This is a genomic window from Amycolatopsis sp. NPDC059235, from assembly GCF_042754125.1.
In the GTDB taxonomy this organism is placed as follows: Bacteria; Actinomycetota; Actinomycetes; order Mycobacteriales; family Pseudonocardiaceae; genus Amycolatopsis; species Amycolatopsis albidoflava.
Genome location: NZ_JBHZAG010000097.1, coordinates 1 through 17,693, shown reverse-complemented (window position 1 = coordinate 17,693; position 17,693 = coordinate 1). Strand labels below are relative to the sequence as shown.

The 17,693-nt window shown below is 68.0% G+C and carries 17 protein-coding genes; 10 read left to right on the top strand and 7 right to left on the bottom strand.

Annotated elements, in window-relative coordinates:
- Window position 1: 1 nt before the first annotated feature.
- The 3 genes from hpnH (at window position 2) to ACFXI3_RS39680 (ending at window position 4,083) form a co-directional block, all read left to right on the top strand.
- Window positions 2–1,003, top strand: a complete 1,002-nt coding sequence (gene hpnH / locus ACFXI3_RS39690) for an adenosyl-hopene transferase HpnH (RefSeq protein ID WP_370938363.1) — start codon at window positions 2–4, stop codon at window positions 1,001–1,003.
- 256 nt (window positions 1,004–1,259) lie between these two features.
- Window positions 1,260–2,285, top strand: coding sequence for a phenylalanine--tRNA ligase subunit alpha (locus tag ACFXI3_RS39685; protein ID WP_378406671.1), 1,026 nt, complete (start codon window positions 1,260–1,262; stop codon window positions 2,283–2,285).
- 13 nt (window positions 2,286–2,298) lie between these two features.
- Window positions 2,299–4,083, top strand: coding sequence for a hypothetical protein (locus ACFXI3_RS39680; RefSeq protein WP_378406669.1), 1,785 nt, complete (start codon window positions 2,299–2,301; stop codon window positions 4,081–4,083).
- A gap of 3 nt (window positions 4,084–4,086) precedes the next feature.
- On the opposite strand, the gene ACFXI3_RS39675 is transcribed toward ACFXI3_RS39680, so the two are convergent.
- Both ACFXI3_RS39675 and ACFXI3_RS39670 read right to left on the bottom strand, forming a co-directional pair.
- Complete coding sequence (locus ACFXI3_RS39675) at window positions 4,087–4,509, bottom strand: PPOX class F420-dependent oxidoreductase (protein ID WP_378406667.1); 423 nt, start codon at window positions 4,507–4,509, stop codon at window positions 4,087–4,089.
- Window positions 4,506–5,726 carry an MFS transporter gene (locus ACFXI3_RS39670; protein ID WP_378406665.1) on the bottom strand — a complete coding sequence of 407 codons (1,221 nt, stop codon included), beginning with the start codon at window positions 5,724–5,726 and terminating at the stop codon, window positions 4,506–4,508. Before ACFXI3_RS39670 ends, ACFXI3_RS39675 begins: the two co-directional genes overlap by 4 nt.
- Window positions 5,727–5,809: 83 nt before the next feature.
- Here ACFXI3_RS39670 and ACFXI3_RS39665 point away from each other — a divergent pair, with 83 nt between their 5' ends.
- Complete coding sequence (locus ACFXI3_RS39665) at window positions 5,810–6,742, top strand: LysR family transcriptional regulator (RefSeq protein WP_378406663.1); 933 nt, start codon at window positions 5,810–5,812, stop codon at window positions 6,740–6,742.
- Between the two features lie 150 nt (window positions 6,743–6,892).
- On the opposite strand, the gene ACFXI3_RS39660 is transcribed toward ACFXI3_RS39665, so the two are convergent.
- Window positions 6,893–7,318 (bottom strand): Ohr family peroxiredoxin, encoded by a 426-nt coding sequence (locus ACFXI3_RS39660; protein WP_344279200.1) that lies wholly within the window; start codon window positions 7,316–7,318, stop codon window positions 6,893–6,895.
- A 285-nt stretch (window positions 7,319–7,603) separates the two neighbouring features.
- Here ACFXI3_RS39660 and ACFXI3_RS39655 point away from each other — a divergent pair, with 285 nt between their 5' ends.
- Window positions 7,604–8,173: a CGNR zinc finger domain-containing protein gene (locus tag ACFXI3_RS39655; RefSeq protein WP_378406661.1), complete on the top strand. Its 570-nt coding sequence runs from the start codon at window positions 7,604–7,606 to the stop codon at window positions 8,171–8,173.
- A gap of 12 nt (window positions 8,174–8,185) precedes the next feature.
- Here the strand turns inward: ACFXI3_RS39655 and ACFXI3_RS39650 are convergent, their stop codons facing one another.
- Window positions 8,186–9,016: a helix-turn-helix transcriptional regulator gene (locus ACFXI3_RS39650; protein WP_378406659.1), complete on the bottom strand. Its 831-nt coding sequence runs from the start codon at window positions 9,014–9,016 to the stop codon at window positions 8,186–8,188.
- A gap of 118 nt (window positions 9,017–9,134) precedes the next feature.
- Here ACFXI3_RS39650 and ACFXI3_RS39645 point away from each other — a divergent pair, with 118 nt between their 5' ends.
- The 3 genes from ACFXI3_RS39645 (at window position 9,135) to ACFXI3_RS39635 (ending at window position 12,637) form a co-directional block, all read left to right on the top strand.
- Window positions 9,135–10,199 (top strand): aldo/keto reductase, encoded by a 1,065-nt coding sequence (locus tag ACFXI3_RS39645; RefSeq protein WP_378406657.1) that lies wholly within the window; start codon window positions 9,135–9,137, stop codon window positions 10,197–10,199.
- A gap of 558 nt (window positions 10,200–10,757) precedes the next feature.
- Window positions 10,758–11,276, top strand: coding sequence for a lytic polysaccharide monooxygenase auxiliary activity family 9 protein (locus tag ACFXI3_RS39640; RefSeq protein ID WP_378406655.1), 519 nt, complete (start codon window positions 10,758–10,760; stop codon window positions 11,274–11,276).
- 188 nt (window positions 11,277–11,464) lie between these two features.
- On the top strand, window positions 11,465–12,637 hold the full coding sequence (locus ACFXI3_RS39635) for a glycoside hydrolase family 64 protein (RefSeq protein ID WP_378406653.1): 1,173 nt from the start codon (window positions 11,465–11,467) through the stop codon (window positions 12,635–12,637).
- A gap of 40 nt (window positions 12,638–12,677) precedes the next feature.
- Here ACFXI3_RS39635 and ACFXI3_RS39630 read toward each other — a convergent pair whose 3' ends face one another.
- Together ACFXI3_RS39630 and ACFXI3_RS39625 are read right to left on the bottom strand one after the other, a co-directional pair.
- On the bottom strand, window positions 12,678–13,805 hold the full coding sequence (locus tag ACFXI3_RS39630; RefSeq protein WP_378406651.1) for a mandelate racemase/muconate lactonizing enzyme family protein: 1,128 nt from the start codon (window positions 13,803–13,805) through the stop codon (window positions 12,678–12,680).
- The gene (locus tag ACFXI3_RS39625) at window positions 13,802–14,437 is read right to left on the bottom strand and encodes a TetR/AcrR family transcriptional regulator (protein WP_378406649.1); all 636 of its coding nucleotides are present in this window, start codon (window positions 14,435–14,437) and stop codon (window positions 13,802–13,804) included. Before ACFXI3_RS39625 ends, ACFXI3_RS39630 begins: the two co-directional genes overlap by 4 nt.
- Window positions 14,438–14,516: 79 nt before the next feature.
- Here ACFXI3_RS39625 and ACFXI3_RS39620 point away from each other — a divergent pair, with 79 nt between their 5' ends.
- On the top strand, window positions 14,517–15,410 hold the full coding sequence (locus ACFXI3_RS39620) for an NAD(P)H-binding protein (protein ID WP_378406647.1): 894 nt from the start codon (window positions 14,517–14,519) through the stop codon (window positions 15,408–15,410).
- Between the two features lie 449 nt (window positions 15,411–15,859).
- On the opposite strand, the gene ACFXI3_RS39615 is transcribed toward ACFXI3_RS39620, so the two are convergent.
- Window positions 15,860–16,591, bottom strand: coding sequence for a TetR family transcriptional regulator (locus tag ACFXI3_RS39615; protein WP_378406645.1), 732 nt, complete (start codon window positions 16,589–16,591; stop codon window positions 15,860–15,862).
- Window positions 16,592–16,678: 87 nt separating this feature from the next.
- Between ACFXI3_RS39615 and ACFXI3_RS39610 the strand changes: the two genes are divergently transcribed.
- Entirely contained in the window at window positions 16,679–17,134 is a 456-nt protein-coding gene (locus ACFXI3_RS39610; RefSeq protein WP_378406643.1) for a hypothetical protein, read from the top strand.
- Window positions 17,135–17,693 lie beyond the last annotated feature (559 nt).

Here is a 17,693-nt window from a genome sequence, read left to right as displayed (position 1 = left end):
GATGGCCATGCCGTTGCGCCAGTCTCTTCGGCTGGGCGGTTATCTGATGAAGCAGAAGCTGCTGCGCAAGGAGAAGTTCCCGCTCCTGGTCGAGCTGGAACCGCTCTTCGCGTGCAATCTCAAATGCGGCGGCTGCGGCAAGATCGCACAGCCGCACACTCTGCTGAAACAGCGGATGCCGGTGGAGCAGGCGGTCGGGGCGATCGAGGAAAGCGGCGCGCCGATGGTGTCGATCGCCGGCGGCGAACCGCTGATGCACCCTCAGATCGACGAGATCACCCGGCAGCTGCTCGACCGCAACAAGATCATTTTCCTGTGCACCAACGCGCTGCTGCTGCCCAAGCACATCCACAAGTTCAAGCCGCACCGCAATTTCGCGTGGATGGTGCACATCGACGGCCTCGAAGAACGGCACGACGCGTCGGTGCGGAAGGAGGGCGGATTCCAGGCGGCGGTCGACGCGATCAAGCTCGCCAAGGAAAAGGGCTTCCGGGTGATGACGAACACGACGTTCTTCACCGGGGACACCCCGCAGGACGTCATCGACGTGCTCGACTACCTCAACGACCTCGGCGTCGACAACATGCAGATCTCGCCGGGGTACGCGTACGAAAAGGCTCCGGACCAGGACCACTGGCTCGGCGTGCAGCAGACCCGGGAACTGTTCGCCAAGGCCTTCGGCGGCGGCAACCGGAAACGCTGGCGGCTCAACCATTCGCCGGTGTTCCTCGATTTCCTCGAGGGCAAACGCGATCTGGAATGCACGCCGTGGGGCATCCCGTCGTATTCCCTGCTCGGCTGGCAGCGCCCGTGCTACCTGCTGGACGACGGCTACGCGAAGACGTACCGGGAGCTCATCGAAACCACCGAATGGGAGAACTTCGGCCGCGGCAAGGACCCGCGCTGCGCCAACTGCATGGCGCACTGCGGCTACGAACCCACCGCGGTGATCGCCACGCTCGGCTCGCTCAAGGAATCCGTCCGGGCCGCCGTCGGACACTGACCCGCGGTACGTGAGGGGAACCTTCACGGACTCTGAGTCCCTCAGGGTTCCCCTCACGTCCCGCGCGAAGGGGTTTGCCCGCTCAGGGCGGGCATGCCATGATGGCGGCATGCGTACGCAGCGATTTCTTCGCCCCCGGGGAGTGCCCGGGGGCTGCGCGTGCGCGCCGGGTTCCGCCCGCTGACGTCCGCGTCTCCCCTCACTGCCCGGGGGTGAAGTCCAGAACTTCACGCTCCGAAGTGAGGAACCCTTTATCGTGGACACCCTTGACCCAGCCTCGACGCTGCTCCGGATCACCGCGCTGACCGAGGCCGCGCTCGCCGATCTCGCCCAGGCCAGCACTCCGGCCGCGGTCGCCGCCGTGCGCCGGTCCGTGCTCGGCAAATCCAGTCCGCTCGCCGCCGTGCGCCGCGAACTCGGCCGTTACGACTCGGCGTCCCGCAAACAGCTCGGCCTCGCGCTTTCCGAGGCACACCAACGCATTACCGCTGCTCTCGACGATCAGCGAGCCGCCGAACTGGCGCTGGAGCACCCGCTCGACCCCACCATTCCCGGCCTCCCGCCGCCGACCGCCGGACTGCACCCGGTAACGCAGCTGAGATACGACCTCGACGACGCCTTCCGCGCGCTCAACTTCGAGATCGTCGACGGCCCGGAAATCAGTTCCGTTGACGTGGAATTCGACCGGCTGAACTTCCCGCCCGACCATCCGGCGCGCGAAAGCATGGACACCTACTGGCTGACCGACGGCCGCTGCCTGCGCCCGCACCTGACCGGCACGAGCGTCCGGTACCTGAGCACGCACGAACCGCCGATCCGGATCGCTTACCCCGGCCGGGTTTACCGCAACGAAAGCACCGACGCCCGGCACGAACGGGCGTTCTTCCAGTACGAGGTGCTGGTGGTGGACGAGGCCGTCCCGCTCGCCACCGCCCGGTTCCTCGTCGACACCATCCTCGGCACGGTGTTCGGCGAACCAGTGCGCACGCGGATGCGCGCCGGCTACTTCCCGTTCGTGGAGCCAGGTTTCGAGATCGACATGGCCTGCCGCGTGTGCGCGGGACGCGGCTGCCGCACCTGCGGACGGACCGGCTGGCTCGAACTCATGCCCGGCGGCAGCCCGCACCCGCACGTGCTGCGCGCCGCCGGACTCGACCCGGCGCGCTGGTCCGGCTGCTATCTGAACGTCGGCCTGGACCGGCTCGCGATGATGCGGTACGGCATCGACGACGTCCGGCTGATGCACGGCGCCGACCTCCGCTTCCTCTCCCAATTCTCCTGAAAGGCCCGCCGTCGTGAAGATTTCCCGGGACTGGCTGACCGACTACGTGCCGCTGCCCGACCGATCGCCGGAGCAGCTGGCGCACGATCTGACTTTGAAGACCGTCGAAGTCGAAGGGTACGAGATCGTCGACAGCGACGTCGTGTTCGAGATCGACAACAAATCGCTCACCAACCGCCCCGATCTGTGGGGACACTACGGAATCGCGCGCGAGCTGTCTGTCCTCTATGGACTACCACTCGCTCCCCTCCCCCGGGTCGCCCGCCCGCCGAGCACCACCGGGCTCGTCAACCTGGCCGACCCCGCCCTGCACCGGCGGGTTCTGGCTCTTCAGTGCACAGTGGACAGTTCCGTCCCGGCTCCGCCTTGGCTACGCGACCGGCTCCGGAGAATCGGCGAACCAAGCCTCGACTTGTGCGCCGACCTGAGCGCCTACGTGATGTTCTCCGTCGGACAGCCGAGCGATGTCCGCACTTCCGGCGACTCAATCGTGCTGGAGATACCCACGCTGATCCCGAGCCGAGCCCGCCGCGGCGCTCGTACCGAAGCTTCGGTGCGGCAAGAGAAAGGCCTGGACACCCAACGCGCCGACCAAGCCGCCGACCTGTTCCTCCGTCTCCTGGCCGAAACCGACCCGTCGGCCGCGGCGCTCGGCGAGGAAGACCTCGTCCTGGCCCCCACTCGCCGCGCCGAAATCGAGGTAAGCCTGACGGAGATCGAACAGCGGATCGGCCTCCGGCTTCCGCCGGACAAGATCCTCCGCATCCTCCGCGCCCTCGGCTGCACCGCCGAGATCACCGGTGACCTGCTGCGGGTCGTCGCCCCGACGTGGCGCTCCACCGGCGACCTCTCGCTGCCCGTGGACATCGTCGAGGAGCTGGCCCGGATCCACGGCTACGACGCACTGCCCGCGCGACGGCCGGTCGTGGAGCTCGCCCCGCGCTCTCGGCTCCCCTTGAGCCGCCAAGTCCGGGAGGTGCTCGCCGCACGCGGCGGGGCAACGGAAGTGCTGACCTACCCGTGGTCCGCTGATCACCTGCTCACCGCATGCGGACTCGACGCCGCCCTCGCGATCGATCACCCGCCAGCCCCCGACCGCGGCCGGCTGCGTCCGTCACTGGTCCCGAACCTTCTCGAAGCTGCGGCCGCCAACCTGCGCTATCACGACGAGTTCAGCATCTTCGAGGTCGGCGCCGTCTTCGCCGCGACCGAGCGGACCTCCGCCGGAATCCTGCTCGCCGGACCGGACGGGGTCGACCTGTTCCGCCGGGCCAAGGGGCTGGCCGACCTGATCCGCCGGTACTGCCATCTCACCGCACTGGACCTGTCCGGCACACCCGAGAGGACCTGGGCTGACCCCTCGGCGCGGCTGGCAATCCAGCCAGGCGGTGCGTTAGCGCTGGTCCGGCCGTCGGTGCTCCGGGCAGCGGGGATCGACCGAGGCGCGGTCGCCTGCGTCGAACTCGACCTCGACGCATTGGGCACGCACCCGTCGCGAGAGAACCGCTACGCCCCGGTCGGCGACCTGCCGGAGTCGGACTTCGACCTGTCCGTCCTCGCCGCCGACACGGTGCCGTGGTCCCAGGTCGCCGACACCGCGACCCAGGCCCACGCTTTGGTGCGGCGGGTGGCCTACCTCGGCGAATACCGAGATTCGAGGATTCCGGCCGACCACCGGTCGCTCACCTTGCGGATCACCCTCCGCCCGCAGGCCGCGACCCTGACCGCGGGCGAAATCGCCACCGCCCGCTCCGAAGTGCTGGCTGCACTGGAGCGGGCGGGGGCGCGGTTGCGGTGAAACTCAGCCGAGACCAGATCGAGCGATGACGTTCGCGATGCTGATCCGAACCGCGGTGAATCCACTGTGGACGAATGACTCGGCAAGGTCCACTGCGGACTGATCGGGGTAGTACCGCTCAGCGATCCCCACCGCGACGCGCTTGATCTGGTCCGGCTCGGCAGAGATTCGCGCGTGTCCTTCTATCGTCACGAAACTGTAGGGCTGTCGCTCATCGCTGACACAGACCGCGACACGACCGTCCCCGGCCAGGCTTTTGCCTTTGACGCTCCCCGGTGACAGGGCGAAGGCGAGTTCGTCACCGTCGAGAACGAAGCAGATCGGCGTGACGTGCGGCCGTCCGTCGGCGCGGGCGAGGGCCAGGTGGGCAAGCCTCGTTCCCTCCGCGAGGAAGGCGCGCCATTCGCTGTCGGTCATGGTGGTCATCGCTGTGTTCCTTTCTCGGTCAATTGATCAGCCTGTCGCGCACGAAGACGTCCAGCGACAGCCTGCTGTGCCACGAAAAGCAGGACCCCAGCGGCGAAAGCCACCGCACCCAGCCCCATCCGTCCGGATTCCTCCAGCAACGCCGTCCCGATCATCGGGCCGAGGACCGCGCCGAGACTCCACGCACTCGACGCGACGCCCAGGTAGCCGCTGCGCAGATCAGGCGGCGCGAGCGCGGCGAACGTCGCGCCGAACTGGACCGCCAAGCCGATCTGTCCGAGGCTGAGAAGGAGAACCGCGATGGCGTAGCCGGAAATGCTCTGCGCCATGGCAGTCAGGCCGCCGCCCAGCCCCACCAACAACATCGCGGTCGCGAGCACCGTCCCGCGGTCGCGATTCGCCAGTACCGCGACTGCCAACGGTTGAAGAACGACAATGGCCAGCCCGTTGAGCGCGAGCACGAAACCATACGTCGCGGAGCCGAACTGCCGCGCGGTCATCAGCAGTGGCAAGGTGGCGAACGCCTGCATCAGCAACGTGAAGCAGCCGACGTGGATCAGCGTCATGGTGATCATCAGACGATCGGCGAGCAACGCCGGCAGCAACCGACGGCTCGAGCGCTGCGCGGTGGAGCGGGTCTCCGGCACCGCGGCCACCACAATCAACGCCGCCGCCAGCATCGCGACGGCGTTCAACCAGAACAACAGACCGTACCCGCGACTCGCCAACACGCCGGAAACTGTTGCCGCGACAGCGTATCCGAGATTCGCGGCCCAATAGAGAAGACTGTAAGCGCGCACCCGCTGTTCCGGCGGAAGGTCCGCCACCGCAGCCGACCCCGCCGGACGAAAAAGCCCGGCAGCGACACCGTAGCCAGCCGCCACAGCCCAGATTCCCGGCTCCGCCCCGGCGGATCCCAAGGCGGCCAACGCGATCGCTGTCCCGAGGAATCCGAGGAGCATCGTCCTCCGCCGCCCGATCCGGTCCCCGAGCCAGCCTCCGAGCAGCTGCGACCCGAAGTCTCCGATGCCGACCGCCGCCACCACGGCACCCGCCGCCGCCGGGGTCATCCGGTGTTCCTGCGTCAGGTACAGCACCAGCATCGGCTGCACGAATGAGCCGCCGCGAGCGACGAGATGACACGCACCGAGCGCCCACGCCAGCGACGGCAGCCGACGCGCGGGGGTTCTCTCGGCGGTGATCGCTGTGACTGTCATGGCATCGACGCTAGGAGCGCCGGGAGATTAAGAAAAGCGATTGTTCACGATCATATCCATCGTGTTTTGCGATACATTGAGACATGGCCGACCTGGACCTGCGGCAACTGACGACGATGCTCGCGGTCGCCGAGGAGGGAACGTTCTCCCGAGCCGCGAACCGGCTCGGCTACACGCAATCGAGCGTGAGCCAGCACATCGCCGCCCTGGAGCGAGCCGTCGGCGGCGCAGTCTTCGACCGCCCAGGCGGCCCGCGTCCGGTGCGGATCACTCCCCTAGGCGCCGTGGTGCTCGAACACGGCCGGGAGGTGCTGGCCAAAGCCGACGCGTTGAGCCAAGCGATAGACCGATTCAAGGCGGGTGAAGGCCGGATCGACGTCGGCACCCTGCAAAGCGTCTCCCACGCGATCCTGCCGACGGTGCTGCGCCTGCTCCGGGAAGAACACCCCCGCTGCGAAATCCGGCTCTCGGAACCGGACGAGCCCCAGCTCGGCGATCTCGACCTGCTGTTCTACGACGGACTTCTCGGCGACGACACGGAACACGTCCTGCTGCTGGAAGACCCGTACCTGGTCGTCGCGCCGCCCGAGGCCTTGCCGTCCGGCCCGGTGTCCGCACGAAAGCTGGACGGCAAGGCGATGGTGGCCTGGCCCGCGACCTGCGACCAGCCCAGACTGGAACAGTCCCTCTCGGACGCCGGCGCGCGGCCGCGCATCGTCTTCCGGTCCGCGGGCAGCGAAACGATCCTGTCGATGGTGCGCGCCGGAATGGGACTGGCCGTGCTGCCGTGGCTGGCGATCCACCAGGTCGTCTGCCGCGACTGCGGCGCGATCCACGGACCGGAGGGATGGCCGGATCTGCAGGTCCACGAACTCGATCCCGCCCCGGCGCGGGCGATCTACCTGCACTGGCCGCCCGGCCGAGGCGACCAGTCCCCGCTCGCGGCGCGGGCGATCGAGGTCGCCGTGGAAGTGGCCCGCGAGCTGGCTCAGCAGTCCCCGGCAGCTCGGCCGTGACCTGCTCCGCTGCCGGACAGCCTTGAGATCACCGCCGAACCGACGAAGTCACCCGCGAGCTGCCCCGGCAAGCCAGCGCGGCCCCGGAATCGCGCACCCGGCACCACCAGATCGAGGGCACCGCTCCGCACCCTCGACCATTCGCCCCGATCAGGCCACCGTCGCATCCACCGTGACCTCGATGCTCCCGCCAAGCGCCTTCGAATACGGGCACGTCTGGTGCGCGGCCGCGGCCAGCGCGTCGGCGGTCTCCTGATCGACACCCGTCAGCTCCAGGTGCAAAGCCGCGCTGAGCCAGAAGTTCGCCTCGTCGTGGTGCAGCGTCACATCCGCGACCACCGCCAGGTCCGCCAGCTTCACCTTCCGCTGCGCGGCGGCAATCCGCACCGCGCCCATGAAACACGACGACCAACCAGCCGCGAGCAACTGCTCCGGGTTCGTCGCGCCGCCGTTGCCTCCCAACTCCTTCGGGATGGCGAATTTCAGGTCGAGCGCACCGTCGGACGAAACCGCGCGTCCCCCGTTGCGGCCTTCGCCGGTGGTGGTGACGACGGCGGTGTAAGTGGTTTCAGACATGACTTTCCTTTCCAAGGGTTTTCAGAATCCGCTGAGGACGGTGCCGGTGAGCGCCGCCAGTGCGCCGAGGATTTCGCGGAACGCCTGGGTGATCGGGTCCATCGGACGTGGCCTTTCGGTAGGCGACCGGAGCGCTGTCCTCCGGTCTCGGCGACGAGAGAACCTTCGCACGCGGATTCGTCACCGGTCAAGACGGTTATGTATTTCTGTGACTCGCTACTCATAACCGCCCAGACAGGTTAGAGCTCCTTGCCCCGTGATTCGTCACCTGTCAGACTGGTGCGCATGGAGCACGCCTTCCCCTGCGGAAACCCGGCACTGGACTTCGTCGGCACGCTGCGAGCCCGTCGCAACGAGGAGCCGGCCGAGATGCTGGGGTCGCCGCGCAGCCTGGACGCCTGGTTCCGCGAGTCCGGGGTCACCGACACCGACCCGGCGAGCACGGCCGCGGACCTGGCCGGGGCGATCGCGGTCCGGGAGGCCATCTACGCGCTGGTCGCGGCCCGGCTCGTCGGCCACGAGTACGACCCCGGCGCGTTGACGCTGCTCAACGAGGCGGCCGCGCAGCCGGACGCGGTCCCGCAGCTGAGCCGGACCGGACGGCAGGTCCGGGCGACGGCGGGGCAAGCGTTGTCGACCGTGGCCCGGGCCGCGGTGACGATCCTGGGCGGGCCGGACGCGGATCTGCTGAAGGAATGCGGACGGCCGGAGTGCACGCAGGTGTACCTGGACCATTCACGCGGGTCCCGGCGGGAATGGTGCGCGATGGCGACCTGCGGAAACAAAATGAAGGCGGCCGCTTATCGAGCGCGGCAACGGGGAAATCCGCCGCTGACTCCGTCTCGGCAATCCTGACCGAGGCGGCCTTCAGCCGGCGAACAATCGAGTCAGCGCAGTCCGGCTTTCGTCGTCCGCCGCGCGGTAGATCAGCACGCGCTGGTCCGGATTCTCCAGCGGGGCAAGCACTTCGAACCGCACCGTCAGCTCTCCGGCTTCGGGATGCCGCAGCACCTTGAGGCCCCGGCCGTTGATCGCGACGTCTCGTTCCGCCCACCACCGCGCGAATTCCTCGTCCTGGGCAAGGAACTCCGCGATCAGGTCGTTCAACTCCGCGTCGTCCGGATGCGTCGCCCAGGCCGCTCGCAGGTGCGCGATGCCTTGCCGCACCACGGTTTCCCGGTCGGTGTAGAACGTCTGCAGTTCCGGATGACGCAGGCACAACCACATCGCGTTGCGCTGAGCAGGCGGCAGCGTCTCGAAATCCACCAACAGGCGCGTCATCTCGCGGTTCCAGGCCAGGATGTCGTAGCGATGGTTCAGCAGCATGGCCGGAAGCGGGGAAAGATCGGCGATCAGCTGCGCCAGCGGTTCCGCCGCGACGGCAGCCGGTTTGTCCGCTGACCGAGGCTGCTGCTGAGCCAACCCGTAGAGGTAAGCGCGCTCGCCAGGGCTCAGCCGCAACGCTCCGGCCAGCGCCTCCACGACCTCCGCCGACGGACGCAGCCCGCGCGCCTGTTCCAGCCGCACGATGTAGTCGATGCTCACGCCGGCCAGCTCGGCGACCTCTTCGCGGCGCAAGCCGGGCGTGCGGCGGGCCTGGCGGCGCGCGGGAAGGCCGAACTCGTCCGGGTCGAGGCGTTCGCGGCGGGTCCGCAGGAACGCGGCCAGCTCTTGAGTTCGGTCCACAGCGCGAGTCATCGCCGCCGACTCTACCCGAGCGTAGGACTCGCCTTCCCAGGCAAATCCCTCCCTTACCCCGGACGCGCGACGAGAACAGGCTGGTCAGCGGCACTGGAGCACAAGCACAGGAGGACCCATGCCGCTCACTCTCGACACCTACCGGCTGCTGGGCCGTTCGGGGCTGCGGGTCTCGCCGCTGGCGCTCGGCACGGCGACCTTCGGCACCGAATGGGGCTGGGGCGTCGCCGAGGAGGGCGCGCGCCGGCTGTTCGACCGCTACGTCGAACTCGGCGGCAACTTCATCGACACGGCGCCGACCTACACCGACGGCACTGCCGAGCGCTTGCTCGGCAAGTTCGCCCGCGGCCGCCGCGAAAGCCTTGTCCTGGCGACGAAGTACACCACCCTGCGCCGCCCCGGCGACCCGAACTCCGGCGGACCGCACCGCAAGAATCTGTTCGCGTCGGTGGAGGCCAGCCTGCGGCAGCTGGACACGGACTACCTCGACCTGCTCTACCTGCACGTCTGGGATTTCACGACGCCGGTCGAGGAAATCCTGCGCGGCATGGACGACCTCGTCCGCCAGGGCAAAATCCACTACGTCGCGATGTCCAGCGCGCCCGCCTGGCAGGTCTCGCGCATGCAAACGGTCGCCGACCTGCGCGGATGGGCGCCGCTGGTCGCGTTGCAGGTCGAGTACAGCCTCGTCGAGCGCACCGGCGAGCGCGACCTGCTCCCGATGGCCCGCGAGATGGGTCTCGGAGTGGTTCCGTTCTCCCCGCTGGGCGGCGGCGTCCTGACCGGCAAGTACACCCGCGCCGACTTGACCGCCGCCGACCCGGCCCCGGGCGAGAGCACCCGCAAGAGCTTCAATCTCGCCGTCGGCGCGGTCACCGAACGCAATCTGGAGATCGCCGACGTCCTGGCCGGCGTCGCGAAGGAGATCGGCTGCACCCCCGCCCAGGCCGGGCTCGCCTGGACGCTGCGGAACCCCGCCGTGACCGCGCCGATCATCGGGGCCCGCACCCCTGAGCAGCTGGAAGACAACCTGGCCGCGCTGACCGTCGAGTTCGCCGAGCCGCAGCTGGCCCGGCTCGCCGAAGCCAGCGCGATCCGGCTCGGCATCCCGCACGACCAGCTCGCCAGCGACCACCTCCGCACGGCGACGCGGGGCGGCTTGACCATCGAAGAGCGGCACTGACCGGCGGCAGCCCCTATCGCTTGCGCACGGCGGCAGGGGCTGACCGTCCTATTGCCGGCTGCGCGAAATGCCGCGGCGCGAATACGAACCACCCCAGCCCGAGCGAACGCCTAACCGCCCAGTTCAGCATTGCCGGTCGAATTTGTTCAACCCTCCGGAAGTCGGTGATTCCGAAGACCGGGCAGAATCGCTGCACCGGACCGCCCCGATCCGCGGTCTTCCGTGCGCCCGCGCAGTTTCCCACTGTCCATTATAGACAGAGGGAAACACGCTGGGTGCCCGCGATCCGCGCTCGCGCCACCCGTCCGGCGCAATCTCCGGAAAACCCGTCCGGCAAGCACCACAAGAGACAGTGGTCTTGCCTGACAACGTTGACGGATAACGGCCGCTCCGCCTTTCTTTGCCAGCTGTTGACCTTTCCGGCGACCCGGGCGTATGGTCTAGACCAAGAAGCCCACCCCCTTCGCTCGAACCTCCCGCGGGCCGGCTCCCGGAAAGCCGGTGCGTCGCTTTGTCGTACCCGCACAAGGAAACGAGCATTCCCCGAAGGAGCTGTCCATGAAAGCGAACCGGAAACTCGTCGCCGCCGCGGTCGGCACGGCGATCGCCCCGGTGCTCGTGCTGATCAGCCCGGCAGGCATCGCCAGCGCGCACGGGTACGTCAACGCGCCGGCCAGCCGGCAGGCCCAGTGCGCGCAGGGAGTCGTGTCCTGCGGCCAGATCAAGTACGAACCGCAGAGCGTCGAAGGGCCGAAGGGGCTGCACAGCTGCAGCGGCGGCAACGCCCAGTTCGCCGAACTGAACGACAACAACAAGGGCTGGAAGGCGTCGCCGGTCGGTTCCTCGGTGGCCTTCACCTGGAAGTTCACCGCCCGGCACCGCACCTCCAACTACGAATACTGGATCGGCAACGACAAGATCGCGACGGTGGACGGCGGCGGCCAGCAGCCCCCGGCGACGGTCACCCACAACGTGAACCTCAAGGGGCACAACGGAAGGCAGACGGTGCTCGCCGTCTGGAACATCGCGGACACCGCGAACGCCTTCTACGCCTGCATCGATCTGCAGGTCAGCTGACCCGGACGGTCCACAACAGACACTGAGGCGCGGGCCGTGGCGGCGGCCCGTGCCTCAGTGCGCGTCCGCGGCGTTTTCCGGGAATGACAAAACCGGCCAGTTTCCCCCGCATTCGTTGACCCCGTCTCCCGGCCGTGGCTAGCGTGCCGGTCACCGGAAAAGGGCACGACTCCAGGAGGCGGTTTTCCTTGATTTCCCGGCGGGCATTCCTCGGCGCATCCGCGGCAGCCGCGACATTTCCACTCTGGAACGCCGCGTTTGCCTCCGCGACCACTCCCGACACCGCGAAGGTCGCGTTCAACGACCAATCCGGCGCCAACGAGGCCTACGCGTATATCACCGGCACGACACTGGACAACCGGCTCGTCATCCTGAAAGCCGATGGCACGCCTTACTATCCGCCTTCCCCGGGCAGCGACCACACGCCGCTCGGCGAGGACTGCGCGATCCCGCTGAAGTCGCTTTCCCAGGTCACCGTCCCGAAAATGTACGCGGCCCGGATCTACGTCGCCCTGGACAGCAAGCTGGACTTCTTCGTCAACCAAGGCCCGGCGCTCGTGCATCCGAGCTTCCTCGCCGCCGACGATCCGAATTACGGCCGGAACTGGTCGTTCTGCGAATTCACCTTCAACAACGACGTGCTGTTCGCCAACATCAGCTACGTCGACTTCGTCGCGATCCCGATCGGCCTGCACCTCACCACGACCGGCTCCGGCGACCAGACCGTGCCCGGGCTTCCGGCGCGCTCGCTCGACCCGATCTGCGACGCGCTCAACGCCCAGGGCGGCAAATGGGGCACACTCATCGAAACCGGCGGCGACGGCAAACCGCTGCGCGCCCTGTCCGCGCATTACCGCGCCGATCAATTCGGCGGATACCTCGACGGCTACATCGACGAGGTGTGGAAGAAGTACACCAGCGAGACGCTCACCGTCGACACCCAGGTGCCCGGCCTCGGCGCGTTCACCGGCCAGGTGGGCGCGGACGGAGTGCTCGCCTTCAACAACGGCGAACGATTCGACAAACCCGCCACGCCGGACGTGTGGAGTTGCGACAGCGGGCCGTTCGCCATCAAACAAGGCGACAGCGACGCCCGCAAGGCGATCATCCCGCGGCTAGCGGCGGCATTGAACCGCACCACCCTGCGCGACAACCCGAAACAGCCGACCGGCGAGGACCCCGCGAAGTTCTACCAGAACGCGGAAACCAACCACTACGCGCGGATCGTGCACAGCAAACTCCCGGACAACCGGGGTTACGCGTTCCCGTACGACGACGTCTCCCCCGGCCCCGATTTCAGCGGCGCAGTCCAAGCGGGCGATCCGGACACCCTCACCATCACAGTAAACGCCCTGCGCTGAACCAAAGACGTGCCGCGGTCCTTTACGGACCGCGGCACCGTCATCCGGTGAGATCGCCTTCCCGCTCGTTCTTAGCCGCGTAAAAGGCCAGCTTCTCCTCGTCGACCTCCACCCCGAGCCCTGGCCCGGCCGGCACCTGCAACCGGCCGCCGGAAAGCTGAAGCGGCGCCACAATGTCGTCGGCGTGCAGGTAATACATGCTGTCGATCGCCCGCGACAGCACCGGCGTGCTCGCCACCACCGCCAGATGCGCGGCGGTGGCAATGCCGAGTTCGCCGCCGCTGTGCAGATTCATCCCGAGCCCGAACGTCTCGCAATGCGCGGCGAGGGCCTTCGTCGCCGCGATACCGCCCCACTTGTAGACATCACCGTGGATCACGTCGACCGCACCGAGCCGCACCGCCGGAGCGAACTCCTCGAACCGGACCACGCACATGTTGGTGCACAACGGAATCCGCACCTTCGCGCGCACCTGGCTCATCCCTTCGATCCCCGCGCACGGGTCTTCGAGATACTCGAGATCCAGCTCCTCCAACGCGATTCCGGCGCGAATCGAATCGGGCACCGACCACGCGGCATTAGGGTCGACCCGCAGCTCGACCTCCGGCAGCGCGTCCCGCAGCGCCCGCATGATCCGGATATCGCCGCGAACGTCCCGGGTGCCTTTCAGCTTCACCGCCGAGAATCCGCCCTCGGCCACCACTCTCGCCGCGTGTTCGGCCAATCCCTGCGCGAGTTCCTCGCCTTCCGCATCGGGGGCGTCCGCACGCGTGATCAACGCGGTGATCGGCACCTCGGTCCGCACCGCCCCGCCGAGCAGATCGGTCACGGACTGGCCAGTGACCCGTCCGATCAGGTCCCAGCACGCCACGTCCAGCCCGGCCAGCGCCGCGTAACCCAGATAGCCGTGGAAAAACGGCACCATGTGCTGCCGCCGATGGAACGCTTCGAGCGCGAACGGGCTCGTCCCGATCATTTCCGCGCCCAGTTTCCGGATCAGCTCGGCGACCGGACGCCCCCACATCGTCTCGCCCCAGCCCTCGGCTCCGGTGTCCGTGCGCAGCCGCACCACGGTCCGGGTTTCGCCGGTTTTGGTCTCGAACGAACTGGTGAACGGATTCGTCAACGGCAGATTCACGACCCAGACGTCGACCTCGGCGATCTTCATGCCCGCGACCCCAGCGCCACCGACACGACCCGCCGAATCGGTTCCAGCTCAACGTTTTCCACCGTCGCCTCGGACCCGGGCATTTCCTCGATCGCCGGCTCGGCCTTCAACAACACCCGAAACACCCGCGGCAACACCGTCCGACCGACCAGATCCTCCGCGAGCGCCGCCGCCTCCGGACTGTCTATTTTGTACTTTTCGGCAAGATAGCCGGCGAGCCGCGCGTACATCACCGCGAACATCGCCTCGTAATACGCCTTCGCGCTGTCCGGCAGCCGTTCGGCGGCCGAAATGCAAAGACGGCACGTCCGCGCCTGCGGCTCCCAGGTCAGCAACTGCTGGAACCGGCCGCAGAAGAGCGCGACCGCCTCGACCGGGTCGGCCGCGTAGGCGTCCGGCGTCATCAGCTTGCCGAGGTAGAGCTCGCGGACCAGGTCGAGCACCGCGAGGAACAGCTTGTCCTTGCTCTCGAAGTGCGCGTACAGCGACCGCTTGGAGGTCCCCGCGCTGGCCGCGACCGCGTCCATCGACGCGCGCTCGAACCCGGTCTCGAGGAACACGTTCTTCGCCGCCAGCAGGATGTGCCTGCGCAACTCCGCACCCCGCAGCTGCGAACCGCCTTCACGCGCCATCTTGCCTCCGTCAAAAGTAAACGGTACGGTGGAGTTTACTTCCTCCTCCGCCTCTTCGACAGTCTCCTGGAGTGCCCGCATGATCGTCGTCACCGCCCCCACCGGCAACATCGGCAGCCGCGTCCTCGCTGAGGTCGCGGACGGCTCGCGCCCCGTCCGCGCGATCATCCGCGACCCCGCGAAACTGCCCGATGACCTGCGGGAACGCGTCGAAGTACACCAGGGTTCGCACAGCGATCCAGAGGTCCTCGCCCGCGCCTTCGACGGCGCGGACACCGTGTTCTGGCTCGTCCCGCCCGACCGGCAGGCCGCCAGCGCAGACGAGGCATACTCCGGCTTCGCCCGCCCCGCCGTCGAAGCGATCCGCACCCATGGCGTCCGCCGCGTCGTGTCGGTCAGCGCGCTCGGCCGCGGCACCGCCTTCGGCGAACGGGCCGGCCATGTGACCGCCACCCTGGCCATGGACGACCTCATCGCCGACACCGGCGTCGCCTTCCGCGCGCTGGCGAATCCGACCTTTATGGACAATCTGCTGCGCCAAACCGCGGTGATCAAAGAACAAGGCACGTTCTACGACATCCTGCCGCCGGACTACGCCGCACCGACGGCGTGCACCCGCGACATCGCCGCGGTCGCCTCCCGGCTGCTGATCGATCCTTTGTGGACTGGCCGCGAAGAGGTCCCGATCCTCGGCCCGGAAGACCTGTCACTGAACCAGGAAGCCGAAATCATGAGTGACGTGTTGGGGATTTCGGTTAAGTACCAGCAGGTTCCGGTCCCGGCGCTGGGCGAGCAGGTCCGCGCGAGCGGTCACTCCGAAGCGATGACACAGTCCATGATGGACATGATGACCGCGAAGCTGAACCACCTGGACGAGGGCGTCGTCCGCACCCCGCGGCATGCCGTCGAGACCCCGACGACTTTCCGGCAGTGGTGCGAAGAAGTCCTCAAGCCCGCGGTGGACAGGGCCTGAGCCTATCGGCCGCGGTGGGCCAGTCCGGTCAGAATGTGGTCCTGAGCGGAGCACTCCTTCGGCGTGCGGCGTTTCCGCTTCGACCACGATCCGGCTCAGCCGCGGATAGTCTCCGCTGCCGATGACCGATTCGCCGTACTGCCAGCCATTTCGGCATGTCCGCTCCGGACCGGCGCGCCGGTTCCTGTCCGGCCAATTCATCGAGGACATGGCCGCGGACAAAGGTCAGCACGGTGCCGGCTTTTGTCCGCCGCCAGGTCCAGCACGTCCACCGTCGCGTACGCCGCGTCCAACTGTTCGACCCGAGCGGCGGGCAACGCAGCAAGCCACGGATGCCGCAACACCAAGGCGCGGAGCTCGCCCTGCGCGCCATCTTCCCGCACCCTGAGCAACACTGCGGCCTTCAATGGCACTCAGTGCACTTGACTAGCCGTCCGGCAAGCGGCACCTCAGCCGGGCTCGGCCTCGCGCAGCGCGGCACCGATCCGGGTCACCACCTCGTGCAACGGCGTCGCAGTGCTGAGCACCGCCACCACTGTCCCCGGCTCGCCCGACGGCTTCTCGCCGGACGTCCGGAATGCGTCCGCGACCAGGGTGAACGCCTCCGTCGCCGCGGCCTCGATGTCGTCCCGGCCGCCGCTGCGCAGCCAACGCCGCAAGACGTGGTTGTTCGCCGCCGCGATCGCCGCCGCGGCGACCGCCGCGCGGAGAGTCGCGGCCTCGTCCCCAGCGGCGGCGAACCGGTCCTGAAGGTAACGGGCGAGGACACGCTGGTACCGGTCGACCGTCGCGACTTCCTTGTCCCGCAACGACGGCACCGTGCGGGTGAGGCTGAACCGCTTGAGCGAGACGTCCAGTTCCGCCGCGTAAGACTCCAGCACGAGCGACACCGCGGCGGTCGCCACCTCGATCGGATCGCGCGCCGGGTCGGCGGTCTCGAAGACCTGCTCCATCTCGGCGACGATCTCGTCGTGGTTGGCGAAGAGGACGTCGTCTTTGCTGTCGAAGTACCGGAAAAAGGTCCGCCGCCCGACGCCCGCGGCCGCGGCGATGTCGTCGATGGTCGTCGCCTCGTACCCGTTGGCCGCGAAGAGATCCACGGCCGCCGTGGCAAGCGCACGACGCAACTGCCGCCGCCCGGCCGGCGTGGCCCCGACCCTGGTGCGCGGCGTCTCCGTCATCCCCGAACGGTAGCAGCCCGGGTTGCTAGTGGCACTCAGTGCCGTTAGCATGGGTCGCGCACCCCATGCGAGCGGAAGGCGTCGACGATGACACTCGACCAGCAACTGCGGCCCGACCACCACACCGGCCCGGACCCAGCGGACGCGTACTACGGCGGGGTGTTCGGCTGGTCCGTCCGACGGCAGGGCGCGCGCCTGTTCCTGGCCCTGGAAAACGGCCTGTGCGCAGTCACCCTGCCGAAACTCACCGCGGCTCCCGTGCTCACTCACCTGTCCGCACTGGGCTGCGACAGCCCTTCCCTGATCCTCCCCACCCAGCACGGCCCGCGCCTGGCAATCCTCGCCGAAACCGGCGGCGAACTCCTCCTGCGAGGCACCCTGCCCGCCGACGTAACCGTCCTGGACAGCGGCGCGCTCCTGCCCCTGCCGATCGGACAGCAGGCACCCGGAACAGGCCCGGAATGGCTGACCGCCCCCGACCCGAGGCACCGCTGGCTGCCGAGCGTGAGCGCAGTACTGGCCGGAGTGCGGCAGCGCCCCTGACTCCGCTTCCCCGCATGGCCTCTCACGACCGACGGCACCGATCTGTTACACCCTCCGCGGACACCAATTTCAGCGCGCCGACTTCACCTCAACTCGTGCCGTGGGGCCTCTTCACAGCCTGTGGAACCCAAGCTTCGCAAGAGCCGCTACACAGGCCCGCGCCTTAGCGCGAGTTCACCCCTTCATGGCATGGCCGCGCCCCGTGCCGTGAAGGTTCCCCTCACGGACTCTGATTCCCTCAGGGTTCCCCTCACGACCCGCCCGCCCGCGGCCGCGATGCGCCCCAATGCGGCATTGGGTGCATGCGACGCACCGAACGCCACATTGGGTGCATCTGACGCACCCAATGCCACATTGGGGCGCTAGCCCCACTCACCAAACCGCAGCCGATGCACCCAACGCTCGAGGCACCCAGCCCCCAAACCGCACCGCTGCACCCAAGGTTCGAGGCACCCAGCCCCTCCCCCGCACCCCGATACGAAGCTCTCCTGCGGTCTGGGGGTGGGGTTTTAGCGCAAAATAAACCCCAGGAAAACACACCCCAACCCCCCAACAAAAA